At 38.7% G+C, this 26,773-nt stretch carries 18 protein-coding genes and 1 pseudogene; 3 read left to right on the top strand and 16 right to left on the bottom strand.

The annotated features are described in order from the left end of the window. Positions 1-356 precede the first annotated feature (356 nt). Both FXW07_RS17100 and FXW07_RS17105 read right to left on the bottom strand, forming a co-directional pair. Positions 357-2,237, bottom strand: a complete 1,881-nt coding sequence (locus FXW07_RS17100) for a HEAT repeat domain-containing protein (RefSeq protein ID WP_229396653.1) — start codon at positions 2,235-2,237, stop codon at positions 357-359. 1,157 nt (positions 2,238-3,394) lie between these two features. Continuing rightward, positions 3,395-5,593 carry a PKD domain-containing protein gene (locus FXW07_RS17105; protein ID WP_229396656.1) on the bottom strand — a complete coding sequence of 733 codons (2,199 nt, stop codon included), beginning with the start codon at positions 5,591-5,593 and terminating at the stop codon, positions 3,395-3,397. Positions 5,594-5,786: 193 nt separating this feature from the next. Between FXW07_RS17105 and FXW07_RS19415 the strand changes: the two genes are divergently transcribed. Then, on the top strand, positions 5,787-5,915 hold the full coding sequence (locus FXW07_RS19415) for a hypothetical protein (RefSeq protein WP_255679123.1): 129 nt from the start codon (positions 5,787-5,789) through the stop codon (positions 5,913-5,915). Positions 5,916-6,206: 291 nt separating this feature from the next. On the opposite strand, the gene FXW07_RS17110 is transcribed toward FXW07_RS19415, so the two are convergent. The 9 genes from FXW07_RS17110 to FXW07_RS17150 form a co-directional block, all read right to left on the bottom strand. Beyond that, complete coding sequence (locus FXW07_RS17110; RefSeq protein ID WP_229396658.1) at positions 6,207-7,172, bottom strand: DMT family transporter; 966 nt, start codon at positions 7,170-7,172, stop codon at positions 6,207-6,209. 175 nt (positions 7,173-7,347) lie between these two features. Further along, positions 7,348-9,033, bottom strand: a complete 1,686-nt coding sequence (locus FXW07_RS17115; protein WP_229396660.1) for an adenosylcobalamin-dependent ribonucleoside-diphosphate reductase — start codon at positions 9,031-9,033, stop codon at positions 7,348-7,350. 312 nt (positions 9,034-9,345) lie between these two features. Further along, positions 9,346-9,813 (bottom strand): peptidylprolyl isomerase, encoded by a 468-nt coding sequence (locus FXW07_RS17120; RefSeq protein WP_229396662.1) that lies wholly within the window; start codon positions 9,811-9,813, stop codon positions 9,346-9,348. Positions 9,814-10,328: 515 nt separating this feature from the next. Next, positions 10,329-10,562: a hypothetical protein gene (locus FXW07_RS17125; RefSeq protein ID WP_048121153.1), complete on the bottom strand. Its 234-nt coding sequence runs from the start codon at positions 10,560-10,562 to the stop codon at positions 10,329-10,331. 111 nt (positions 10,563-10,673) lie between these two features. Beyond that, the gene (locus FXW07_RS17130; RefSeq protein ID WP_229396663.1) at positions 10,674-11,195 is read right to left on the bottom strand and encodes a thioredoxin family protein; all 522 of its coding nucleotides are present in this window, start codon (positions 11,193-11,195) and stop codon (positions 10,674-10,676) included. A gap of 1,430 nt (positions 11,196-12,625) precedes the next feature. Then, on the bottom strand, positions 12,626-13,558 hold the full coding sequence (gene galU, locus FXW07_RS17135; protein WP_229396665.1) for a UTP--glucose-1-phosphate uridylyltransferase GalU: 933 nt from the start codon (positions 13,556-13,558) through the stop codon (positions 12,626-12,628). A 517-nt stretch (positions 13,559-14,075) separates the two neighbouring features. Then, positions 14,076-14,213, bottom strand: coding sequence for a hypothetical protein (locus FXW07_RS17140; protein ID WP_229396667.1), 138 nt, complete (start codon positions 14,211-14,213; stop codon positions 14,076-14,078). Between the two features lie 746 nt (positions 14,214-14,959). Beyond that, positions 14,960-15,937: an NADH:flavin oxidoreductase gene (locus tag FXW07_RS17145; RefSeq protein WP_255679125.1), complete on the bottom strand. Its 978-nt coding sequence runs from the start codon at positions 15,935-15,937 to the stop codon at positions 14,960-14,962. Positions 15,938-16,424: 487 nt separating this feature from the next. Then, positions 16,425-16,802: a response regulator gene (locus tag FXW07_RS17150; protein ID WP_229396672.1), complete on the bottom strand. Its 378-nt coding sequence runs from the start codon at positions 16,800-16,802 to the stop codon at positions 16,425-16,427. 1,063 nt (positions 16,803-17,865) lie between these two features. Between FXW07_RS17150 and thiE the strand changes: the two are divergent. Continuing rightward, positions 17,866-18,539: pseudogene (thiE, locus tag FXW07_RS17155) on the top strand (thiamine phosphate synthase). A gap of 868 nt (positions 18,540-19,407) precedes the next feature. Here thiE and FXW07_RS17160 read toward each other — a convergent pair. The 5 genes from FXW07_RS17160 to FXW07_RS17180 all read right to left on the bottom strand — a co-directional run bounded on the left by FXW07_RS17160 (position 19,408) and on the right by FXW07_RS17180 (position 25,075). Continuing rightward, on the bottom strand, positions 19,408-20,106 hold the full coding sequence (locus tag FXW07_RS17160; protein ID WP_229396674.1) for an ATP-binding cassette domain-containing protein: 699 nt from the start codon (positions 20,104-20,106) through the stop codon (positions 19,408-19,410). Then, complete coding sequence (locus tag FXW07_RS17165) at positions 20,088-21,113, bottom strand: ABC transporter ATP-binding protein (protein ID WP_229396676.1); 1,026 nt, start codon at positions 21,111-21,113, stop codon at positions 20,088-20,090. The genes FXW07_RS17160 and FXW07_RS17165 overlap by 19 nt, the downstream gene beginning before the upstream one ends. Then, positions 21,110-22,069 (bottom strand): ABC transporter permease, encoded by a 960-nt coding sequence (locus tag FXW07_RS17170; RefSeq protein ID WP_229396678.1) that lies wholly within the window; start codon positions 22,067-22,069, stop codon positions 21,110-21,112. Before FXW07_RS17170 ends, FXW07_RS17165 begins: the two co-directional genes overlap by 4 nt. Continuing rightward, positions 22,056-23,015: an ABC transporter permease gene (locus FXW07_RS17175; RefSeq protein WP_229396680.1), complete on the bottom strand. Its 960-nt coding sequence runs from the start codon at positions 23,013-23,015 to the stop codon at positions 22,056-22,058. Before FXW07_RS17175 ends, FXW07_RS17170 begins: the two co-directional genes overlap by 14 nt. Before the next feature lie 275 nt (positions 23,016-23,290). Next, positions 23,291-25,075 (bottom strand): ABC transporter substrate-binding protein, encoded by a 1,785-nt coding sequence (locus tag FXW07_RS17180; protein WP_229396682.1) that lies wholly within the window; start codon positions 25,073-25,075, stop codon positions 23,291-23,293. A 607-nt stretch (positions 25,076-25,682) separates the two neighbouring features. Between FXW07_RS17180 and FXW07_RS17185 the strand changes: the two genes are divergently transcribed. Next, a complete protein-coding gene (locus FXW07_RS17185) occupies positions 25,683-26,663 on the top strand; it encodes a hypothetical protein (protein ID WP_346655672.1) in 981 nt (326 codons plus the stop codon). The last annotated feature ends 110 nt before the right edge of the window (positions 26,664-26,773 follow it).

A 26,773-nucleotide genomic window follows, 5' to 3' on the forward strand; every position in this document is an offset into this window, starting at 1 on the left:
CCTAGAGCTGGATTCTTTGTCCGGTCTTTCCCTGCGGGCAGGGTAGCAAAAAGAGGTATTTTTCTTAATCCTTTCTAGATTTGGTACAGATTGATTGCCTAAATTGGTAAAAGAGGAAGTTAAGCCGAAGCGGGAGGGAAGGCTTGCCTTCCCTCCTTTCAAAATTTAGTTTATTTGTATCTTTCTAGTGAGAAAAAGAGTTCTGTTGACTATTCTTTGTACATCAACAAAGTTAGGTTGTAGAAACTTTCGTAATTGGGATAACTGGAAAGTAGATGTAACAATTTCTGCATTATCAGTTTAAATGCTTTGATCAAATAGTTATATCGTTAACTGATTGCTAGAGATAACCCACTTCAAGTTAACTGCTCAATAATGTCTTCTCTGTCATTCAGTAATAAATAACCTTTAATTTTTCGAGCTAATCTTTCCGGAAGCTTGGATAATTTAGTAATGTGCTTCCCCTTTATTCTTATTAAATCGTCCTTTAGTTCCGCATAAGAAATTTCCTGCAAAGGAATCATAATTTTGTGTGTTACTCCAGTACCTAAAATCTCAGTTCCTACAGATATCTCAATTTCTTCTTTTATGCCAGGTTTCAGACTAATTCTTATTTCGTCCACTTTCTGAGAAAGACCGTCTACTTTTGTTCCTGCTTTGTTTATACTTTCTACAATAGGATCTACTGCAACCACGTTAACTGTAGGTATTAGCCCAACAATAACAGATAAGGTTCTATATTGTTTCGTAAGGTCTTTTTCAAACTTCATGTCCTCAATCATATCAAGAATTTCTTTGTTTTCGGTATTGTGAGGAATTTTTGATTTAAGAACTGCAACAAGACTGTTTACATAAAAACTCATTTCTTCCTGACTTTTTATTTCCCATTTTCGAACTTCTTTATTGACAGAACATGCAATTTCTTTGATAGCAGTTTTTTGAGATGCCTGACATACTTTCTTTGCTTTTTCCTGTATTTCTTCGAGAAGCTCTTTTAGATTTCTATCCAGAATGGGTAGCCCTTTTCTTAGAACTTTTGTAGCAAACAGTGCTTTTTCATCAGCGTGTTTAATTAGTTCTGTAGCACGATCACAATACTTCCTATAGAAATTAAGCTCATATTTCATCGCCTGAAAATCTAGATTTCCTAAACTTTGGACTTCTTTTAGTGCTTCTGCGAGGTTTTCAACAGCTTCAAAAAGCTGTTTCTTGCTCTCAGAGCCTTCAATTGCAGCTTTAGCTTCTTCCAAATATTGATCCGCTTCTTCTCTAGTTTCCTGTTTTCTGAAAACTATTGTATAGAAAGAACGATAAAAAGGAAGACAAAATTTTGATGGACTATAGTAAGGTGTTTCCTCTGCTGCAAATTCAAAAAATTCAATTGCATTTTCCAATTCCTTTTTGTAATCTTCATCTGTTTCTGCCTGGGAAGCCTTGAATATAGAAACTCTTCCAAGAGAATGAATTGAGTTTGTCCTCACAAACTCGTCTTCATCAAAGGTCAGTCCACGTAAGTCATTCCATGCCTGTTGTTTGTCTGGCACTTGAGAAAAAGCAGAACCAAGAGCTTCTGCAACACCTGACCTCACATATTCGTTTTCATCATAGATCAATCTACATAAGTCACTCCATGCCTGTTGTTTATCTGGCACTTGAGAAAAAGCAGAACCAAGAGCTTTAGCAGCCCTAGACCTCACATCACGGGCCTCGTCAGAGGTTAGTCTATGTAAGTCATCCCATGCCTGTTGTTTATCTGGCACTTGAGAAAAAGCAGAACCAAGAGCTTTAGCAGCCCTAGACCTCACATCACGGGCCTCGTCAGAGGTTAGTCTATGTAAGTCATCCCATGCCTGTTGCTTATCTGGCACTTGAGAAAAAGCAGAACTAAGAGCAGAGGCAGCAATAGACCTCACAAAATTGTCTTCATCATTAGTTAGTCTATGTAAATCATTCCATGCCTGTTGCTTATCTGGCACTTGAGAAAACAAAGAACTAAGAGCAGAGGCAGTAATAGACCTCATAGACCTTTCTTCATCGTTGGTCAGTCTATGTAAATCATTCCATGCCTGTTGCTTATCTGGCACTTGAGAAAAAGCAGAACTAAGAGCTTCAGCAGCCCTAGACCTCACATACCAATYTTCATCATTGTTCAGTTTAATTAAGTCATTCCATGCCTGTTGTTTATCTGGCACTTGAGAAAATGCAGAATCAAGAGCAGAGACAGCCCTATACCTCACAKCACSRATTTTCATYATTGTTCAGTTTAATTAAGTCWTTCCATRCCTGYTGYTTRTCTGGCAYKTGWGAAAAATKMAGWWTYAAKWGCTTYAGCAKSCYTRGACCTCACRYWCYAATCTWSATCATTGYTYAGWYATARGTTRWGWCATTTTATCTTGATCGATCAACTGCCAAACACCGTAAAATCATATCAAGTTGGTGTTTAAAAATTTTCCTTTTTAGTTTTCGTGAAGGAATTTATATCGTTTTTCTTCAAAGAGAAAGTAAAAGATCTCAGGTTTAACTATCCTCTATCATATAGGGTCTCCCTGAAGAAGATTAGCTAAAGTGAAAGTGCGGTCAGTGCAGTCTCGTCCTGAAGATGTCCTGCAGCTGCCCGATAAGTATTGACAATAGATTTCTAACCGGTGGACTGTTGGAAAACTTTACTACCGGCCGCTTATATATTAAACTTCAAATAAGTATTTAACGAACACAATATCAGTATTCGGGAAAGAATGCCTTTACCTGTTGAAGGAAACGGACCTTCCACGCGTCAATCAATTTATTCAGTAATTACTGTACTTGATTTAAGCTTTGTTATGATAAAGGCAAAAAGATTTTTCTTTACATCTTTTCGGCGGCTAGAAATCTAAAATGAGCTAAAACCAGTGGAAAGTGAAAAACACAGAATTAAAGTAAGAAAGACGCAATTTTTTCAGGTTGTAAGGTTTTTCCATGGTTATCCTGTATGAATTGAGCTCAGCTTGCCAGGAATTATTCCGAATTTAATCAAGTGGTAAAATGAGTAAAAATCGAAGTTAACCTCAACAGCAAGCCGATAAATGAAGTTTTGTGGTTGGAAGAAGTTACCAGATCAAGAATAGCAGGAACTCAAATGAACTTTATATAAATTCCCCCACTCCTCTTTAGACTTGATCATGTTATCGTTTTTTCAATGTAAAATTTCATTTTTTAGATACTGTGTAACTATTCAGCATATTAAAACATGTCTATTGATATTGATTATAGTGAAAGCAAGAAATCAAAGAAATAACCTATATAAGAGACGAAACGTAGTCAATCGCCAACAGTTCCATAAAATCAATTTGCAGAAATTTGCCTATTGAATTTTAGCAAAGATGGCTATTGATTCTGTATTATATAGGCTGAATAGTTACGATACTTTAATGTATCCAGACATAGTTTTGGTATTACTTCCAGCAGCGTTCTTTACTGTTAAACTTACAGTGTATTTTCCTGCTTTTTTGTAGGTATATGCAGGACTCCTGGATGTTGAAGTTTTTCCATCTCCAAAGCTCCATTTCCATGAAGTTGGTGAACCTGTACTTTTATCAGTAAACTGAACTTTTAAGGGGGCTTTGCCTGAGGTTGGAGAGGCAGAAAAAGCAGCAACAGGCTTTACAGTTGTTGTGACAGTAATATAATCTTTTATTGTTTTCGTATTGCTTCCCGCTGCATTCTTTACTGTTAAGCTAACAGTGTATTTTCCTGCTTTTTTATAGGTATATGCAGGACTCTTGGATGTTGAAGTACTTCCATCTCCAAAACTCCATTTCCATGAAGTTGGCGAACCTGTACTTTTRTCAGTAAACTGAACTTTTAAKGGGGCTTTGCCTGAGGTTGGAGAGGCAGAAAAAGCAGCAACAGGCTTTACAGTTGTTGTGACAGTAATATARTCTTTTATTGTTTTCGTATTGCTTCCCGCTGCATTCTTTACTGTTAAGCTAACAGTGTATTTTCCTGCTTTTTTATAGGTATATGCAGGACTCTTGGATGTTGAAGTACTTCCATCTCCAAAACTCCATTTCCATGAAGTTGGCGAACCTGTACTTTTGTCAGTAAACTGAACTTTTAATGGGGCTTTGCCTGAGGTTGGAGAGGCAGAAAAAGCAGCAACAGGCTTTGGGGTAGATGATGTGACTTTTATGAAATTGGATTTTGTTAAAGTATTACTACCTGCCGCATTTGTCACTGTCAGTGATATTGTGTAATTTCCTGCTTTTGAATACTTATGCGTTGGATTCTGTTTGGTTGAATTAGTTCCGTCTCCAAAAGTCCATTTCCATTTAGTCGGTTTTTCTGTGCTTGTATCAGTAAAGGCAACCGTTAAAGGTGCTTTTCCTGAAGTAGGTTTAGCAGCAAAGTTTGCAACCGGAGGTTTATCAATTACAGGAGCAACTTTGATTGACCAAGCATCAGTACCTCCAGCTCCGTATGAAGAAGTAATTCCTGCTAGAATATATCCTCCATTAGAGGTTTGTTGAACTGAGTACGCTCTCTCCCAACTGGACCCACCAAACGTTTGATTCCACTTTTCATTACCATTACTATCAGTTTTAATTAACCAAGCATCTTCCCAATTATATTTGTCGTAAGACCAGGTTGTCCCTGCCATTATGTATCCTTTATCAGAGGTCTGTTGAACTGAATATGCAGCATCAAAAGAAGGTCCTCCAAAGGTCTTACTCCATTTCTTGTTGCCACTACTATCAGTTTTAATTAACCAGGCGTCATCATTGCCAGCTCCGTAAGACCACGTATCTCCTGCTATAATGTATCCACCATCTACAGTCTGTTGAACTGAATATGCAAAATCACCGGCAGTATCTCCAAAGGTCTTATTCCATATTTCATTTCCATTGCTATCAGTTTTAATTAACCAAAAATCTTCTTGGCCAGCTCCATACGATCTTGTATGTCCTGCCAGTATATATCCACCATCAGAAGTTTGCTTAACAGAATTTGCATAATCCCAATTAGTTCCACCAAACGTTTTATTCCACATTTCATTTCCATTATTATCAGTTTTAATTAACCAGGCATCAGATCCACCAGCTCCATAAGATGGAGTAGCCCCTGCCAGTATATATCCCCCATCAATAGTCTGCTGAACTGAATATGCATAATCCTCATCAGATCCGCCAAATATTTTACTCCATTGTCTATTTCCATTTTTGTCAGTTTTAACTAACCAAGCATCATTCCAACTACCGATGTATGGTTTTGTCACTCCTGCTATAATGTATCCATTATCAGAAGTTTGTTGAACTGAATAAAAATCATCCCAATCTTCTCCCCCAAAGGTCTTACTCCATTTCTTGTTACCATTACCATCAGTTTTTATTAACCAACCATCAAAACCACCAGCTCCGTATGACTTAGTGTATCCTGCTATAATATATCCTCCATCCGAAGTCTGTCGAACTGATCTTGCACATTCGTCATCAGGTCCACCAAAGGTCATGTTCCACTGTTCTACAGAGGCTGAAGCCGCGGAAGAAACGATAATTAAATATAAAATCAGAGCTGCCGATACTAAAGCCACTGAACTCAATCTTTTGCTATCTTTCATTATCCTGCTCCTTATCTTTATTTATTTCTTATTTAAGAAAGGTCAATAATAATGACTCAAATACTTTTTAAACTTTCTTATTTAAATTGAAACTTTTATAAATTATGTAACATGAGATAATTTATCGAAAGGTAGAGGACCGGATATAAACCAAAAAGAGGAAAAACGAAAAAACATTCTTGAGAATTAAAAAATGTCAACGGAAGAAACAATCAAATACGTCGAAAGGATCGTTGTAATCGGTGTATTGATCTATTTTGGGCCGTGGTGCTCGACAAGTTATCTGCTCCTGTCCTGCAGATATCCTGCGGCCGCCCGATAAGTATTGCCCTTTTACCTCAATTTCATCAGGATTGATGTCCAGTGAAGCAAGCAATTGTTTTTAAGCTTCAAGTTCTATTTTTTACTCAAAAATATGCTAAAAGGAAATGGAACAACTCAGGCTGCCTCAAAACTCAGCTCATTTCTACAATTGGGTACCGGACATTGTTGACTTTAAATTGAGATAGGGAATTGTTCCTAAATTCAGGTAGCAATTAACCTTATAGTAAGATATTTTATCTCAATTGTAGAATTAAATGTAGTTTTGAGACAACCTGTTAAATATAGAGTTTTATTTATCCGGAGATCTTAAAACCGGTTTTTTTCTGACAAAAGTCCTTTTGCCAAAGGCTGCCCTGTCCCGGAAAAGCAGTTTTTTCATGGAAAATGAATCATCAAGGCTTATTACAATTGCTCCAGCAAGGATGAAAACGCAGCCGATAAGCATCCCACTGTGAATCGGGCTTCCAAGTACCGTATAATCGAAGAATATGCAGGAAACCGGCTCAAGCAGAGTAAGGAGACTGCCTGTAATAGCATTCACGCCTGCTACACCCCTTATATAAAATACTGCACCGATTCCTGTGATTAATACCCCAAAGAGCACCAAGACTGGAAGGTTTGTTGTAAGTGTATCCCGTGGAACGGAAACTGCAAACGGTGAAAGGAAGAAAAGGCTAATTGCACTCTGCCAGAAGAGCTGAGTAAGTCCGTTATATTCATCTCTGAGATAACGAACCGAGATTATTACGCCACTGCTGAAAAGACCTCCAATAAGCCCGAAAAGCACTCCCTTAAGATAACTACTGCCAAACTCAAGCTGTTCAAAACCTCCTTCAGGCCTTGTTATATAAAAGATCCCTATCAAACCAAGGAAAAGGGCAAGAATAGTTTTTCCCGTGTTCTTTTCTCCCAGAAGCAGAGGGGAAAGAATAGTCAGATAAATCGGGTCTGTATAGAGAAGAAGAACAGCTGAAGAAGCTCCTAGATACCGAATTGCCGAATAATAGGAAAACATTTGCGAAACATAGAAGACTCCCAGGAGAAGCAGGTACTTCTTCTTTCTTTTTAGAGCGAGCTGGCCTAAATTCCCGGAAATTGCAAGATAGAATAAAAGAGCTGTTAGTCCAAAGAGTATTCTGTAGAAAATAATTGAGCCTATGGACATATCCTCAAGCTGTTGCATGTAGATCCCAACGGTGCCGTAAATGACGCATGCGACTAGCAATTCAAGGTGATGTTTAGAAGTATCAGTCATAGATTATTTAGAGTGATCAAATGTATATATATTTTTAGTAAGATATCACTTTTTAATATTTATTACACTGTTTAAAAATATAATTCTTTGCAGGTCCCAAACTCAGTTTTGAGATCACAAACGTTTTTACAGGCTACAACCTTTGTATTTTTTACAGGTTAGATCGGCTTTAATTTCAAAATTTTTGGAGGCTGAGCACCACATGCTGTCTGCTTCCAGTTCTATAGATAGTAAGCCCCTTTAACCCCTGTTTCCAGGCATAAACCAAAGCCTGTTTGATATCCTCTTTTCCTGCAGAACCAGGCATGTTTATAGTTTTCGAAATACCGGCATGGCAGTGTCGTTGAAATGCAGCCTGCATATCAATATGGGCCTTCCAGTCAATGTCAAGGGCTGACCTGAAAAGCTGCTTTTCCTCTTCGCTTACAAGTTCTGGACTTTCCACATCCTGCAACGTACCGTATTTATAGACATGATCCAGAAGCCAGTTATAGTCAGCTTCCGACAGTTTTGATTTGAAATGAGCCTTGAAAAACGGATGCACAAGCATAAATTCTCTGCCTACGGTTTGAGTTCGCCTGTAGACCCAGCTGAAAACAGGTTCAATTCCTGCCGAACAACCGGCAAGAATGCTGATCGTGCCTGTCGGAGCGACTGCGGTTAATGCAGCATTCCTCATAGGAAGTTCCCATGTGGAATTCTCATATTCCGGAAAACTTCCTTTTTCCACAGCAAGCTTCCTTGATTCCCTGATAGAAGCCCATGTAATCTGTTCCATAAGCTTTTCCGCAAGCTTGAGAGCCTCCTGTGAGTCGTAGGGCAGCCCTAGCTTTAAAAGCATGTCGTGAAGCCCCATTACTCCAAGCCCTATTTTCCTGGTCCTCTTAGTTGCAGCCTCGATCTCCGGAGCAGAATATGTGTTCTTATCAATTTCGTTATCCAGAAAACGGATAGCTTTTCCAGCTACTTCTCTGAGAAAGTCCCAGTTTACTTTCTCGTCCATAACGAAAAGGGAAAGGTTTATGCTGCCCAGGTTACAGGCTTCAAAAGGCAGAAGTGGTTCTTCCCCGCAGGGGTTTGTGGCCGTGATATCACCAAGTGCAGGCGTGAAGTTATCCCTGTTTATTCGGTCATAAAAAAGAATACCCGGTTCGCCGTTTCTCCAGATCCCATCTACAATCTCGGAAAATATGCGCCCAACTGTTACACCGGTTTGCCTGTTCCAAACTTCGTCAGCCTTATCTGCTTCAACAAGTTCCATGAAAGCATCAGGTACCATAACCGAGAGATTGAAGTTGCTCAACTCGCCTTCGACATGCTTTGCCCTGATGAAAGAAAGGATATCGTTGTGGGAAATATCAAGGATGCCCATGTTGGCACCCCGTCGCCTTCCAAATTGTTTTACGATCTCCGTCGCTTCATTAAAAAGTTTCATGACAGCTACAGGACTGCTCGTCGTGTCATTGTCATATGTGCTGGAAGACCCTTCAGGGCGTATTTTTGAGAAATCAAAACCTGTGCCCCCTCCGGTTTTCTGGATCAGGGCTGCAGTTTTTATCGAATCGAAGATTTCTTCAACCCTGTCCTCCACAGGAATTACAAAACAAGCTGCAAGCTGTCCGAGTTCGGTGCCCGCGTTCATGAGCGTGGGTGAGCTCGGAAGAAAAATCTTTCTGACCATAAGGTCTTTAAAATCAAGATACTCTTCCTCAGTTGCTGCTACTGCCTTTGCAACTCTCTCACATACCTCCTCCCAATCCTTTTCTCCCTCACGCAGATACCTGGCTTTAAGGGTTTCACTTGCCAGAAAATCCAGTCCCTTTTCTGTTTCCCACACAAAAATCTCTTCTCCTGTGAGCATTCAACAGGCTTAGTCTCCGATAAAAGAAGTTACTCTTATTAGGCGGGCTTTTTTATCATTGTATCCGAAAATATGATCAGAAATTGCGATCAGAAATAATGGTCAAAAATAATGGTCAGAAATAATGACCAAAACCTAACTTTCTCATAAAAACCAATGCGGTCCGGGATTAAAAATCATTTTATCCATAGAGAATGACGAATATCCAAAATGATGGTAAAAAATAGAAATAAGAAGCAGAATGTATAAAAATAGAAAGCTGGAAAGATAGGAAATATAAAAAGCGGGGGTTGCCCCTAAGTATAAGAAGTTTTAGACCAGCTCAGCTTTTATAATTTTTACTTCGGTTTTCGGGCGGTCCTGACGGTCAGTTTTCACTTTTCCTATAGAATCCACAACATCCATGCCCCCCACTACCTTTCCGAAGACAGGGTGCATCTTGTCGAGATAATTATTGTTCACAAGGTTGATAAAGAACTGGCTGCCGCCGGTATTAGGGCCTGCGTTTGCCATGGATAGAGTGCCCCTATCATTGCGGTTATGGCTTGTGAATTCATCCGGGATCTCATAACCTGGACCTCCCATTCCCGTACCTGTTGGGTCTCCGCCCTGGATCATGAATTTGTCGATTACCCTGTGGAAAACAACTCCGTCATAGAAACCTTTTTCCACCAGTTTTGCGAAATTTCCTGCCGTAATCGGCATGTCTTCAAAGAGCTCGATTGTTAAATCACCCATAGTGGTATGTAGAACCACTTTCTTTCCTTTCCATACAGCCATTGCTTTTCCTCAGCTAGTCATCCAGTTTTATTTTTATTTTCGCCTGTCTTTTTGTCGGCTTTTCGTGCACTTTATGTTCACCTTACATGTAAATGCTTCGCTGCCCGAGTCCCGTCTCGGGAGGACGGAGCCCTTTTCGCTCACTTCGTTCGCTCAAGAGGGCTGAATTCGGGGAAGGTAAAAAAGCCACATTTTCAATGCATTCAGGTTGATTTACCCTAATTTCTTTTTGGGCCTGTGGAGGGAGTGATTACAACCCTTTTTAATAAAGGATTTACTGCAACCCTTTTCAAAAAAGGCTTGACCGAAAACCTCAGCAACATTTGAATTTGATGAACTTAGCCCCAAACCCTATCGGCGTGATAAACCGGCGCAACGGTTTGTGATCAAACGGCGCAACGGTTGCAGGTCAACAGAAAATGGATTACATAAAAATTATGACAGAGTGAAGTTTTACTGAGGAAAATTGATTCAAGAATAAAATAAATGTAAGAGATTGAAAGCGTATCTCTACCTTACCACAGTCCGATCAATTTTAGAGAATACAAAAACATAATCCCTGACAGGATATTGAGTGCTACAAGTTGACCTTTCCTTTTCCTCCATCTTTTTGCCATGACATGATTCATCCAGTAGGCCATCGAAGTCGCCAGCATCCCAACCACGAAAGCAACACAAACATCAGGGAACCCAAAAATTCGACTGAGAATAAATCCGATTCCTCCAACTACACATACTGGGCAAACCATAGCTATCCTCTTGGTCTTTGATTTTATTCGGAACCTTAATTTTACCTTAAGCTTTAGTTTTTAAGCTTTAGTTTTCGATTTATATATGGACGTTGTGATTAAAGTTGTTAGTCAACGTTTCGTTTCATTTGCATCTGTTTTTTCCTGTTGAACAAGGGCAAGATCCAGAACTTTTTTAAACATTTCTTCGTCAGTATCATTTCGTCCAACAAACCTGGCCTTATATCTGTCTGCGCTGAGATTTCCATTCTCCTGCATATAGACATATGTTCCATTTTCAATGCCCACAATCACAAAAGAGTCAGGAATAAACTCTACTTCAAAATATTCTGCAAGTTCAGGGTTTTTGTCTGCATCTATGGCAGCAATAGTCGCTTTTCCCTGGTATTCTACTGCTAAGTTATCAAGAACAGGTTTTAAAGACCGACACTCTGGACACCATCTAGATCCTATCTTCACAAAGACGGGAGTTTTTTGGAGTGATGTGTTTACTTGCTCAAGTTGAGTTATAGCCACAACACTATTCTCCGTGTTTGCTTCTGAGCTTGTTGAGTTTTTTGGATTTTTTTCATCACATCCAGCCGTAAAGAGTACTAATACAAGCAAGATCAGTAATGTAACTGATTTCTTCATGTTTGGTCTTCCATTAATTTCAATATTAGATGATTGATTTTTTAAAATCTGTAAGTGTTAAACATCTCGTAACAGTTTCAATAATTAATTTATAAAGTCATCTGGACTATGTATTCATATTGTTGAAATAATGAGCCAAAATTTACTCCACTTAAGAGCATAAATGTATATAACTAGATAATAAATAAAAACAGCCGAACAATTTATCCTTATTATTAAAAACTTTAAAAAATAGGTAACTATTCAGCCTATCAAAATATGTCTATTGATATTGATTCTAGTGAAAGCAAGAAATCAAAGAAATAACCTATAAAAGAAGACGAAACGCAGTCATTTGCCAACAGTTCCATAAAATCAATTTGCAGAAATTTGTCTATTGAATTTTTGCAAAGATGGCTATTGATTCTGTATTATATAGGCTGAATAGTTACAAAAATAGATATCTTTTTATGAATTTGGTTAATATTGTTTTCAGGTACACACGATATCGTTTTTAGCTTTTTGTTCCTCGCTTCGGTAAAGCCTGAATAGATTTCACTGCCATCGGTTAAGGAATTTTCTTGCTTTATTGCCTGTCTTTGAAAGATTATGTATTAAAAATTGGAAATTGATACTTCTTTCCCACTTTCCGCAGTGCGACAAGAAGCTATACTATGAATTGCGTCATGCGCTACCTTTTCCATTTGAGGTAATCCTACTGTGACATGCATAAATGGTAACGTTTGTGTGTGAAGCTCACGACAATATCAAGAACTCAAGGAACCTAGCTTTGATAACTGGTTAGGATAAGAATACTATGAAGAAAGTAAAGTGAACCATCATAAGAATTGTGAAGTCGAATCTGAGATATATCGAGATTCACATTTTGAGGTTTACAGAAATAGCAACAAAAATAACGCATTTTTGATGGATCGTATCTTAACCGAATCCAAATGGATATGTGTGTAGTTTTCAAACTGAATTCGGATTTACAATGCAGGTCTGATTAAAAAGATCCTTTTCAAAAAAGAAAAGTACTGTGAAAAAACATATAACTATTAACAGTATAACCATATTTTTATATATATTCTTGCATATTTATAAGTGAGGCATCTGAGAAAAACCGATTTTTATTGTAAACCTCAACCAATATTTTTCCCCCAAACCCCACTCCCAATACTCAGATGCCCTCTCCCCAATACAATTTTTTCTAATACCCCGGCATGAAATTACGCGAGAATAATGCTTTTTACATACTCTCTCCATCTTTTTTCCCATAATTTCAATTATTCCACTAATAATTGTTATTTGTTCATCAACTGAAAATATTTCAGTCTCAGAAATTTACCTCAATAGAAGAGACTTCAGGTAATGCCTGGATAGCTCTCTCTCATATTTTAATTTCCTATTCTTCACTCAATTTCTCATCCTTCGCCAAATTTCCCATACTCTCAAGTTGTGATCTTGTCAACTGATGGCTCTTCCATAATATCGGCTTTCCCCTGTTCCGGGCTCTCTTCAACCTCAAGGATCTCCCTCAGGTATTCGAGTATGTCTTCTCTGAGGTTTTCGTTTTGAAGAGCAAAATCAACTATTGATTTTACGTACCCTAACCTGTCGCCTGTATCGAACCTTTTTCCTTTGAACCTGCAGGCATAGATAATCTGAGACCTGTTAAGAACACGAATCCCATCAGTCAGCTGGATTTCATTTCCCACCCCGGTACCGGCTTCTTTTATGCAGTCGAAGATTTCAGGGGTGAAAACATAGCGGCCTATTGCTCCCAGATTGGAAGGAGCATTTTCAGGCGACGGCTTTTCGACGATATCCTCAAGCATATAGAGGGAGTTGCAGAGTGGCTTTCCTTTTATAATTCCATAGCTGCTCAGTTTTTCATAAGGAACTTCTTCTACTGCGAGCGTGGATCTCCCATATTTTTCAAAATTTTCAATGAGTTGAGCCGTGCAGGGTTTGTCATTCACAATAATATCGTCTCCAAGAAGCACGGCGAAAGGTTCGTCTCCAATATGGTTTTCTGCCCTGAGGACCGCATCCCCTAGTCCGTTAGGTTCTTTCTGACGGATATAGTGAATATCCACAAGGGACGAAACATCTCTAACAAGTTTAAGAAGTTCGGTGTTGTGCTTTTTCGCAAGATGCATTTCGAGTTCGGGAGAATCATCGAAATAATCTTCAATTGCCCGTTTGCCCCTGCCTGTGATAATGATTATATCCTCAATTCCCGAGGCAATAGCCTCCTCTACAACGTAGTGGATTACAGGCGTGTCAATTATAGGGAGCATTTCTTTAGGCATGGACTTGGTGGCAGGCAGGAAACGAGTCCCAAGGCCTGCTGCAGGGATAAGTGCTTTTTTGACGGTCAATAAGGACACTCCAAAAAGAGTTTGAAGTAAGAACATAAAATTTTAAATTAAATCTTGTTAAATTATACTTACCTTATAATTAATTATTCTCTGCCGTGATACCAAAGAATCAAAGTGAAGAATAATTGTAACCTAAAATATTACTTTTCTGAGTAAACTAAGCCATTAACAGATATCTAGTTTTGTCTGGCTCCTATAGATTCGATCTGAAGATATCTGGCTTTATCTGGCTCCTATACTGCTTTTATCTAAAGATAGTGACCAATCAATCTGATGCCTGTGAAACCTTTATGGATAGGTACTGGGAAAATCAATACAGAAGGGAAAGAAAGTGTTGCGAAAAGGATTATTTTTGGTAGGTTCAAAGCTATTAATGTTTAAATTGCTGGACAAAAAAATCCAAAAAATCCAAAAAATCTAAAAAAGCCAGAAAAGCCAGAAAAGCCAGATTTTAACGAAAAGACAGGATAGTATTTAAAAGGAAAGACGAGAGCCTCAAATCTCTTTCTGGCAAGAATTATATGCATGCACTGAAGTTCAGGCTATCGGGGTCAATATCTTTTTGGGTTTTAACAGCACATTCAATGCAAAGTTTTTGCCCTTTGATCTTTGTTAAGTTCTCAACTTCTTTTCTGCAACTTTCATATTTTCCCATTTATTCACCTTCAAGTGGTTTTTGAGTCCACATGTAAATATAGTCACGCATTTAATTGTTACAACAAAAAACTTCATTGTACCAATGGGCAGTTGCATTATTTAGCTTCGTGACTATAGATGCCTTCACAGTATAATTTAATTCAAGATAAAAAATAATTTTGCTACCACCATAAATTTTGAAAGTGGCTTCAGCAGTAGAACCTGACTTTGACAGTTAAATAAAAATAATGTGTCCTCTTCAAATTGTATGGTAAAAGTAAATTTCATGTATTTGCTGAAAATTTGAGAATTTGGTCGTCCTTTATTATTTGGTTGATATTGTTTCCAAAACTTACGCAGGAGTATAATCAGCTATCTGGGGATTTTTGGTTCTTACATATGGGGAGAATAAAAAGAGGATATCGACTTTGATATTCTTACAGAATTTTCTATAGAGCCTGACCTCCTCGAATTCATTGGCTAAAAAAGGAGCTTTCAGAAATCTTAAACGTAGAAGTGGATCTTGTCATGAAAACTGCTTTAAAAATGAAGGCAGGGAAGAAGATTCTCGAAAAAGTATTGAAGGTATGGATATTGTATGAAAAAACTTAAGATAAGTTCTCCTTTGGATCTCTATAACTTTATGACTTACGCAGTTGAACTGAAGAATAAATAGTATCGGACCGTTAACTCTCTAAAACGTAACTTTAATTCACAGTCTTTGTTGTAATTGATTTTGTTCCTCAAGTACATAAACTCTAAATTTTATTCCTTTTCTTTTGCCGGGCATAGAGTATCGTCAGTAAACCAGAAACACCTCTCACATCCCAGGCAAGTGTTTACAGGCTCTCCATTTATCACATGATTGGCAAAATTAGGGTCAGCTAACATACCCCTGCCAACGGCAGCAAAGTCCACATAATTATTTTCAATTAAGAACCGTACCTGTTCTTCAGTGCGGATCCCATTGACTGCGATAACTGGAATCTTTACTTCTTTTTTGATCTTACAGCCGCTATAGGTTATGGGACTGCATATAAAACCGTCTGGAACCGGATTTGCTGGGGGCTGCATGCCAAATGAAATGTGCAGTAAATCAATACCAGCTTTCTCAAAGGCTTTGACTGCTTCAATGCCATCCTTGCTTGCCGGCAGATACTCACCCATGCGCACACTGATGATAAAATTATAATGAGTGTTGTTTCGAATCTCCGGCAGAATTTGTGTTAAAACTCTTGCTCTGTATAGAGCGTCGCCACCGTACTTATCGGTTCGGCGATTGTAAGAAGCATCAAGAAACTTACATAAGGTAAATCCGTGGGCAAAATGAAATTCAACGCCATCAAACCCTATTTCACAGGCACGAATAGCTGCTCGCTTCATATTTTTTTGCATTGAATGAATCTCTTCGGTTGACAACTCATTAATATCCATATTGCCGCAATGAAGCTGCATCATTACTGTTGCACCATATTCATGGCAGTTGCTCACAATTTGCTTTAAAGCTGAGATATCACCTGGCGACCACATGCCTGTTGAATCTATAGCCCCAAAAACGCTGGTCGCCTGCACGATGATAAGGCCGGCACCGCCTTTTGCACGTTTCGTATAATGTTCAATGTGCTGCTTGCCATAATAAGATCCATTATCTCCGTGAAAAGAAAAAGTAACCATAGGAGGCATCACAATTCGATTTTTAATGTGATTGCCACGAATTACTAATTCGTCTGTTATCTCAGTCATTTTATTTTCCTGCTAATTTCTTTCTTTTAGGATTAGTGAATTTTAATGAATTTCCTTGATTTCTTTCTATATGGTTTTTGCCGCAGAAATTTGGAGAATGAAAAAAAGCAAGACCACATTTTTGCAGAATTCCTGATTATCTACTAACAAAGTATCCAAGTATCTGTCAAAATATATAATTTTCTGTTAAAATATATAAAGATATATCAAAATATTAGATTGTATGTTAAAATATTCAATTATCTGTTAAAATATATAATTATCCGTTATAATAGATAATTGTTTATCAAAGTATTTAATTATCTACCAAAATATTTAATTGTTTATCAAAATATTTAACAAACATGTTAAAAAAGTAAAGAAAAATTCACATAAGGAATCGGGAAACTTGAATTGAGCCATTTAGGTATTTACCTGGATTTTAAATCTATATAAATGGTTAATGACTTGCAAAAGTCTAGAAACCAATTATAATTTCACTTTCAAGTTAGTTTGGCTCGGCAATTACTCTAATTATATTTAACATCCCGGGATCAAAAGGGTTTACCATAAAGCCCATGGCACCTATTTTTGGGGATTCAGTTATGAGGATCTGCTGGCCAAGAGAGGAAAACATTGCCATTTTTGCTTCCTGGTCTATAATAAGAAACTTGTTCAGCAAATTTTTCCAATTCACATTATCTGGCACGCTATCCGGCATCGTTATATCCATTAACACGAGGTCTGGTTTTACCTCCAGATATTTTTCAAGGGCTTCATCGTCGTCAGCCACTTCAGCAACTACTTCATGCCCATGTTTAAAAAGTGTATCCCGGATTGCCATTCGCATAAACTCGGCATCTTCTACGATCATAACTCGTGCCATTTACTATTCCTTCTTTTTATTTTTATTAAGATAACTATGTTATTCCATGTTTATCAGTCATACATTTTTTAGTCGAGTACTCCTCAGCTTACCTGTAAATGAAAACTTACTCGAAAATATTAAGAACTAAACGATGTTCAACTTTATTAATTTTTTCGTTCAGATTTGCTAAAGAGTATGTCCGATCTTCCCGTAACTGTGTCACTATTTTGAACTACTGGTTTCTGGAAAAAGTATTTTTATAAACACAATCCGATTCCACACATTCACATCTGTGAATCCCACTCAAAAATTCAACATTAACAACGCTTGGCAAAAGAAAGCTATCGGAACCAGTGATCGGTACAGAATCAAGGCAGATCTAAATTCAGGGAAAGCAACCTTTGTCCGGCGAAGAATGATTATTTGAGTTGATCCCAAAACTCTAATTACTTTTTTAGGTCTCTTGTAAGTAACTAATCGAGCTTTTGGATATTGGGTTCCAGTTGTTAATTTTACACACAACAAATTCCAAACGTTACAATTTCTAAACACCAATATAAGTTGTATTACCAAAGTCTCTAACAATTAACACTTTAGTTGACTTAATTGAAAATTGATTATTGAGGGTAAGCAGTGTACTGGAAAAATCATACTTTGAAGTTGTAATGTCAGTAGCAATCGAAATTAAATCAAGTTTTGAGATGAGCTCTTCAGGTAGCGGAAAATAATGTAAACTTGTTCTATCGTTTTGTGTTGCACCTGACCTTTCGCAGATGTCTTCAAAATGATAACATCTTTTCTGCTATCGTTTTTGGAAAATTATTTGGAAATTTGCAGTTATTATCTCAACTGAAGCTTCGGGAAATAGGTGCTGGAAGTTTTCAATGAAGGCAAAAGGSAGAAAATTGTGGGATGTTTCAAAAACACATGTTTGAGTAGRCAGGACGGTTTTCAGAAAAAACGATAACAGGAAAAATTGTGAAAATTGAACGGGCATCTGAGGAAAGTAAGATAAGTTCAGAAAAATGAGATTATAAAGAAACGTTTTTAAAAAACGCGCTTATCGGATGGATTAATCATCATGAACCAGAAAGGCTTCAGCCGGAAAAGTTCCCATTTAAAGGAAATTGACTTTTATCTTGTAACGGATTCCGGACTTTCAAAGAAAGGGACTTTATCCGATGTCAGAGAAGCATCCGAATCAGGCTGCAGAGTATTGTTCAGTACCGGGAAAAGRATAAAAGTACGAAAGAAATGGTYGAAGAGGCTTCAGAAATTAAGAGAATCTGCAGCGRCAGGGCAATATTTCTGGTAAATGACAGGATCGATGTTGCTTTAGCCGTTGATGCGGATGGAGTCCATATTGGCCAGGACGATATGCCTGTTGAAACGGCAAGAAAGMTCCTTGGTGAGGATAAAATAATCGGCCTTAGTGTAAATGACAGAGARGAAGCAGTCCTGGCGGAAAAATYAGGGACTGACTATGTGGGCCTTGGCCCAATATTCGATACTGCTACAAAAAAAGATGCAGGGAAAGGAATAGGTTCAYTTAAAATCCGAGAAGTTAAAGATGCAATAAAGCTTCCTGTAGTTGCTATTGGCGGAATAAACAAGGAAAACTGCGAAAGTGTTATTCAGAACGGAGCTGACAGCCTGGTCGCAATTTCTGCAGTTGTGTGCAGTGACGATGTAAAAAGAGAAACTAAGTACTTCATTGATATGATTCAGCGAATCAAAAAGCATGAGAAGGAGTAGAAGGATTTATATGAAGAAGCGTAAAACCCCTGTGTCTTAGCTCAGGGGATATAGTCACGCCTTAAATTGTTGAACAAAAAAACTTCATTGTACCTCATTGGACAGTTGAATTATTTAGCCTCGTGACTATAAGCGTCAACTTCTCCCCTATTCTTTTCAGTATTATTTAACTTCAGATGATAGAGTCGTAAAAGTAGCTAATGGTTAGCCATCAAAAAATTTCAGCGCAAAATTTGTTCCTTTCCAAAAAACTCTTCGCTGTTTCCCTTCATATGACTCAAGTGTTTTCAAACTCTTTCTGTATCATGCATTAGATATTTGCATAACTAATTTTGTGATTCTAACAGCCCACTAATATTACTGTCTGTAAGCCTCTCACCTATTGATGTCTTTGAGTATCTTAAATCCGTGAGTTTGTTTCCGTTCACACAAGAAAACACTATCAGTAAGTCAGCAACTTTTCAGATTCGGGCAAAGTTTGAATCCCTATTCAATCCATTACAGATTTACATTCGCTTTTTACTGAACCCTTTACCCTCTTTGTCATTGTTGCTCTTTTGTAAATTCCTGTCCTATTAAAAGAAACAAATAGGGCTTACCAGGTTTTATGTCATGAATAATTACGGGTTTTATAGGAACCATATATAAGCCGGAAACCGTTTGTACATTTGCTTTAACATCATGCCAGCAGGTAAAGCCTTATTTCGGACCATTTTGGTTCAAGCGTATCAATCCAATTTCGTTTGTCATATTTCACGACTCTTACGATGGTTCAATTTACGTTCCCCATGCAGACCTTACCCTAGCAAGTTATCTGAAATGGACTTATCGGTATGATAAACCGGTGCAACGGTTTTTTTGAGAGAGTTCAATCAATTACTCTCAACTGCCCATTCTCAAGCAACCCGCATCGGTCTGACATGAAACGGATAACAGTTTCATCATGGGAGATCAGGAGATATCCTATACTCTTCTCGGCCTGAACTTTTTTAAGCATGTGCAGGACCTGGGCCTGGACCGAGACATCCAGGGCTGAAGTTGGCTCGTCAAGTACGATATATTCGGGTTCTAAAAGAAGGATTCGTCCGAGGGCAAGGCGCTGTAGCTGTCCTCCTGAGAGCTGTGAAGGATAGCGAGAAAGAACTTCTTCTGGAAGGCCAATCGTCATGAGCATCTCTTTTGTTTTTGAGGCACGTTCTATAAGGGGAATTTTGAGGAGTTTCAGGACATCGAAAACTGAGTTTCCTATTTTTTTCCTCGGGTTAAAAGCGCCCGTAGGGTCTTGAAACATTATCTGGACCTTGCGGCGAAAAGCCATATGTTCGGTTTTTTTCATTTTGGAAAGTGGAGAACTCTCATAGTACACAGTACCGTATGTGGGCTTCTCAAGCCCGGCGATAACTCTCCCCAGCGTGCTTTTTCCCTCTCCGGAAGGCCCCATCAATCCAAAAGTCTCTCCTGACCTGATTTCAAAAGAAACTTCTCGGAAAATACATCTTCCCTGGCTTAACAGGCTTTTACCGTATGTCTTTGATATGCTGTCTGCTCTCAGGGATATAAAAAACACCTCACAGACCTTTGACCAGTTTCTTTGATTTCGGGATGGATTTGAGTGCAGCGCTTTTCCCTTAAAGGGCATCTCGGATGGAACCTGCATCCTGAAGGAGGGCTATTAAGAGGCGGAGAAAAACCGGGTATGGGAATAAAGCCCTTCTCAGGCAGGCTGTTCAGTAGACCTCTGGTGTAAGGGTGTAAAGGGTTCTCAAAAAGGCTTGATGGATCGGCGAGTTCAACAATCTCTCCTGCATACATCACGGCAATTCTGTCTGCAAGCCTTTGCACAAATCCAAGGTCGTGGCTTATTAGAAGCAGGGCACTCTTTCTTTCCATTTTTAGATTTCTGAGTTCAGCTTCCAGTTCGGCTATGCATTTTTTGTCAAGTCCTTTGCTGGGTTCGTCTGCTATAAGGAGTGCAGGATTAAGTATAGTCGATGCAGCAATCAAAAAGCGCTGGTTCATCCCGCCTGAACACCATGAGGGGTAATAGTTCATACATTCAGAGAAGTTCGCAAAACCCATACGTTTCAGGGCTAATGCGGCTCTGGAAAAGGCAGTATTTTTCTTTTCCTTCTGGTGCACACAAAGGGGTTCTGCAAGCTGGTGACCTATGGAATACACAGGGTTGAGGGCAAGTGAGGGGTTTTGAAAAATAATAGCAATTTCTTTTCCTCTTATCTTTGCCATTTCTTTTTCGTTTATTCCGAGCAGGCTTTTTCCCCTGAATTCTATATTTCCTTCCATCCTTGACTCAGGAGGCAGGAGGTTCATAACTGCATGTGCGACGACAGATTTCCCACATCCGGTCTCTCCTACAAGAGCCAGAGTTTCATTTTCTTTAATCGAAAAAGAAATTCCCGAAAGTACGTTTACGGTTTCTATTCCCTGAAATGAGACCTTAAGGTCCCTTATTTCAAGCGATGTGTTCCTTTCAAGCAATGTATTCCTTTCAAGCGATGTATTCCTTTCAAGCAATGTATCCCTTTCAAGCAATGTGTTCCTGGAATGGGCTTTCATAGCGTGCCTGCACCTTCTCTTGAGTGTTCTTCTTCCTTTGCTTCAAGCCCGAAACCTATCAGCGCGATAGACAGTACACAGAGGGTGATACAGATCCCTGGAGGCATATACCACCACCACATATCCCGAATAAAACCACCTTGAGAAAAAGCAAAAGAAAGCATCATTCCCCAGCTTTTCATGCTTACGTCGCCAAGTCCCAGGAAAGAAAGAGACGCCTCAGAAATCATTGCCGAAGCAGTTGCCAGCATGAATTTGGGAAACAGGACATGGATAACGTTCGGAAATATATCTGATTTCATGATGTGGTAAGAGGAAAAACCCATACACTGAGCACTTTTTACGTAACCTGCTTCCCTGATCTGTAAAGTCTTTGAACGGGTGACTCTGGCAGTGGATTCCCAGGAAAGAAGCCCCAGTATAGCTATCAGGATCCAGATGCTCGGCCTCAGAAATGCTCCAAGGACTATAATAAGGGGGATTTTGGGGATAACAAGGACAACATCAGTAAAACCCATTAACAGCTCATCAATGATTCCTCTGAAATAGCCTGCACAGAGACCTAATGTAGTCCCGATGAGAGTTGAGATCAGGGCTGCCATAAAACCTACTGTCATTGAAATCCTTGCCCCAAACACCAGTTCTGAAAGGACATCATTTCCTATGTCATTTGTCCCAAGCAGGTGTTCTTCCGAAGGGGCTTCGTAGGGTATGAAACGATCTTCTGGGGCATAAGGAGCAAAAATTGAAGGAAAAAGAGCCATAAAAATGAAAAGTACAAAGAGGAGAACGCCTATCCAGTTGGATACTCCCTGGAAGCCTTTTTGTTTCTGAAAAATGCAGGAAGAAGGTTCTCCAGGAAATTCAAAGCTGGAAACTTCGGATTTTTTTTCAGAAAAACCTTCAATGCCTGCTTCTTTCATACAGGGAATATCAGTATAGTCAGATTGATTCATCCAGGCCTCCTCTCACCCTGGGGTCAATTAAAGCATAAAGCAGGTCAGCAAACATATTTGCTAGCAGAACGGTAAGGGCGATTACCAGAAATACCCCTTGAAGCAGAGGGTAGTCTTTTCCCATTATTGCATTGTATATCATGACCCCCATCCCGTTTAAGGAAAAGATGATTTCTATAAACAGCGCCCCGCTGAAGAGAAAACCAAAATCCAGGGCGAGCAGGGTAATTATCGGGAGAGAGGCGTTTTTTAGGATATGCCTGAAAAGTATATCGGTATTGTACAGGCCTTTTGCTCTTGCATACAGTGCATAAAGCTGCTCCTTTTCCTGAATTACACTTCCTCGCATGACCAGAAAGTTTCTGGACGCTGAAAAGACAGACATTACACAGATAGGTAAGAAAAGGTGATGCAGCACACTTCCTATTTCAGGGGTGTCATAAAAGCCTTTGGAGGGAAAGAATCCCAGTTTAAAAGAAAAGATATAGAGGGTCAGGAGGGCAAGAAAGTAAGGTGGGATACAGGATAGCACCACAAAAATGAAACCTGTAAAATGACTCATTTTTCGTTCCGGTTTCCAGCCTGCAAGGGCACCGAGAAAACATCCAAGCAAGGCCCCGATAACCACTGATACTCCCACGAAAATTAGTGTCCAGCTCATTTTATCCAGAAGGATCTCTGCTACAGGGGCATGGAGGTGATAGGAATACCCCAGGTCAAGGTGCATGAGGTTGGAAAGATAGGAGGTGAACTGCTCGGAAAGGGGCAGATTAAGCCCCAGTTCTGCCCTCAGTTCTTCCATCACTTCTTCTGAAACATAAGCGTCTTCACCAATCAGGTTTTTTACCGGGTCTCCAGGCATGAGCCTCGGGAGAGTAAAGTTGATGACGATTATCAGCATCAACGAGGCAAAATACCTGGTTATTTTTCTTGCTATTTCTGACATTGCTCTATTTCTGACATTGCTCTATTTCTGACATTGCTCTATTTCTGACATTGCTCTATTTCTGACATTGCTCTATTTCTGACATTGCTCTATTTCTGACATTGCTCTATTTCTGACATTGCTCTATTTCTGACATTGCTCTATTTCTGATATTGCTCTTTTTACTCTGTTCTTGCTATCTCTGATATCGCTCTTTTTACTCTGTTCTTGCTATCTCTGATATCGCTCTGATTACCCGTTTTCTTCAATCGGATTTCTTCTTCCGAGACTAAGTTTTAAGCCTCCACTTTCGTTACATTTGTAAAAGTATCCAGGTTATATATTCCGTAAAGTGGATCCGCGTACCAGCCTTCGAAGTGCCTGTTAAACGGAGTAACCGTCTTGCTCCAGTAGAGGGGAATTGCAGGCAAATTTTCTGCATAGTAGTCCTGAAGCTCGTATGCATATTTCTGAAGTTCTGCAGAGTCCGTGGTTGCAAGGATGTTATCGCAGAGTTGCAGGAACACAGGGTCTTCTACGTTATGCATAACTCCCTGGCCTGTCCGCCTGGAATCAAAATAGCCGCTTCCCCAACTTGAGTGCATAAGCATACCCCAGGGAGTGGAACGCGTTACTGTCAGGTCATAATTGTAACTGTCTTTAAGAGTAATCCAGGTATCCGAATCAACAGTTTTGAGGTCTGCAGAAAGCCCAATATTTTCAAAATATTCATCGAGAAGTTCGCCTGTTCTGGCGTAATCAGGTCGGATGAGGATTTCAAGCTTTATGTCTTTTCCATCTTTTCCTTCCAGTATTCCATTCCCGTTGCTGTCCGAATATCCGGCTTTTTCCAGGATTTCTCTGGCTTTTTCTGGGCTGTACTCCAGTTTTTCGGTTTCCTTATAATTTTCCATGGATGATGGCACAAAACCACGATTCGGAACTTCTCCGTACCCCAGGGTTTCAAGACTTGCAAGCTCTTCATAATTTATTGCATAGGCCAGGGCTTCCCTGAATTCCTCATCTGAAAACGGGGCTTTTTTCAAGTTGGGAGCAAGGAAAACAAGCCCTATACTGGTCTTTTCCATGAAGTCAAAATTTCCAGTTTTATTAAGTTCCTCTATACTTGAGTAAGGGTATGATCCCGCATATTTATAGTAAGTGTCAGCTTCCCCATTTTGAAGGGCTAGAGTGGCAACATCCACATTTGAGTAAAAATGGATCTCGACAGTTTTGAATTCAGGAGCCTTTCCTTTCCAGTAAGGGTTTTTCTCAAAAACCAGTTTTCCGGCATTGAGGTCTATCAGTTTTAGATAGTAGGGGCCGCAGCCGACATAAGGGCCGTTGTTTGTGTATTCTACCGGGTCCTCGATATTTTTCCACACATAAGCAGGAAGGATATCATAGGTTGCAAACTCCATACTGACCCGGGTGTAAGGCTTGTTAAATTTGAATGTCACGGAATTGTCGGCGTCCGAAACTGTTGAGTTTTCCAGGGTATCATTGATCCAGCTTGCCCAGGGGGTTTTTTCACCGTAGTAGCGGATTGAGAACTCAACATCTTCTGGTGTTACTTTTTCTCCGTCACTCCAGTAGAGGTCGTCTCTGAGGTAGAAGGTCCAGAGCGTGTTATTTTCCGATACACTGTAATTCTTTGCAAGCTGCCCTACAATATGTCCTTCAGTATCCATTTTCATGAGTGGTGGGTTTGAAAGATGGGCAAAAACCCCCAGACCTGTATCTCCAACCAGAGACGCAGAGTCTATTACGTCCGGAGTTGCAATTTTCAGGACTGCGTCTTCAGAATCTGCTGACTGCTGAATGTCTGCAGCACCGATTTTGGAAATTTCTCCTGAACTCTGCAGGTCTTCTTCTCCTGAGAACAGGCTTTTTACATATGTGATAAACCGGTCAAAAAATCCTTCTTCCGAGGCTGGTTGATTGTTTTCAGAATCTTCCTGCCCTACCGCTCCTGAAGAAAATACGGTTGAGCAAAAGGTAAGAACAAGTATTGTAAGGATAATCGTTCGCTTTAATCTTACTTTTAATCCCAATCCCATTAAGTGTTTTATTTGTTTCATCTACTGCTTTCCCCTTTTTGAGCTCTTATCTTCCGAAATTTGAAAATAACATAAAAATGAATAAAAAATAATCGTAACCCTAATGTCTATATTTAGTTTAATCTATTAACAATATTAATTTAAACGGTATTCAAAAATAATACTAAATTGTAATTTTTTATGTTATAAGATCTAAACAATTTCTAAATATAAACTTTTTGATATTTTTATTTAGAATCTATATATTGAGGAGAAAAACATTTGTGAAAGCCTCTTTTACAAGAAGCCTAATTCTAACGAATGTAAGAAATCGAAAATGTGAAAAATCGGTCATAGATGTGAGTTTATTGATGAATTCTGAAAAAGCAAGTACATTTACCGTATTTGACAGAAATGAAGAGAGACTTTTGTGCTAACAGTTTTCAATAACTCACGTCCATTACCAAATTTTGAAACTCATTCGTTATTAATTTTGTGTGTTTCCGTAGACTGATATCTTTGCTATCTTCAAAACACAAAAAGAAACACATATAACAGTTAACAGTATACAAAAGATTGAACTCAAAAAAAGTTGACAATGCAAGGAGGCTAACTGTCTACGTCCTTAAGCAAAAATATAGAGCTTGAGATTTATTCCGATGAAGTTTTTAATGGTGTAGATCCCTTTGATAGCACAAATTGGATGTATTTGGGAGCTCTTTTTGTCCCGACATGTTATAAAACAGAGGTTTTGAAAAATTTGAATGATCTACGCTGTATAAAAAACCATAACTGGAATCTCTCTGAATCAGATTGCTCCAAAGGTTGTGAATTTCATAAAGAAAATAATACCGAGATACACTTCAAAGAAATTCATAGATCAAGCGCAAGATACATGATCGCAAAAAACTGGATTAATTTCTTCAAAAAAGAAGCTTGTCAAAAGCATCGAAAAATGTTATATTGTAATATAATTGGCATAAATCTTTCAAATATAAGTTATTGTGAATTTGGCAGTGGTGGAAAAACAGAACTTAACATTTACAACCGCTTTTATAGAACTCTTCTTATAGGCGGTTTAAATTATTTTTTCAAAGAGTATTCAAGTATTGTCGTGAACTCTATATTTCACGATAGAGGAAGTCAAGAATATCACGAGTTCTTTCCATGGCATCCGATTCAACAGACTGAATCCAAAATAGATAAGCTGAGCATATATTGTGATGAAATTAAATTCATAGACTCTGATCATAGGAATAGTAAATCAGATGAATCCCAGTTTATTCAATTTATTGACTTGATTCTTGGAGCTACTTTTTCAACTATACATAATTCATCAAGCAACCCGAGAAAAAGAGAAGTTTGTGAGCTTTTCAAACCCTTACTACATACTCTTTTAGACCGCGAGAAGAACACTTCTGGTCAGATGATTGGAGATTACTATAAAAGTAATTATTACCGAACTTACCAGATATCGTTCTTTCCAAAAAACAAGATGACATCAGAAGAAATACTCACTTATCTTAATCTAGAGGGTAGTATTCAAAAAAAAGAAAAAACTGTAGATAATTTTTATTATTCGAGAACTATTTTGTCTCCAAAACAACAAACGTTAGAAAAATGGTTTTAATGAATAAACTAATCTCAAGATTATTTGGCTGTGTCCGTGAATTGTTGAAAATGTAATTATAAGATTTTTTACATTTCCCCAAAAATTGGATATATATTTGTTTTTATATT

Origin of the sequence: Methanosarcina sp. DH1 (assembly GCF_020804205.1) — an archaeon.
Classification (GTDB): domain Archaea; phylum Halobacteriota; class Methanosarcinia; order Methanosarcinales; family Methanosarcinaceae; genus Methanosarcina; species Methanosarcina vacuolata.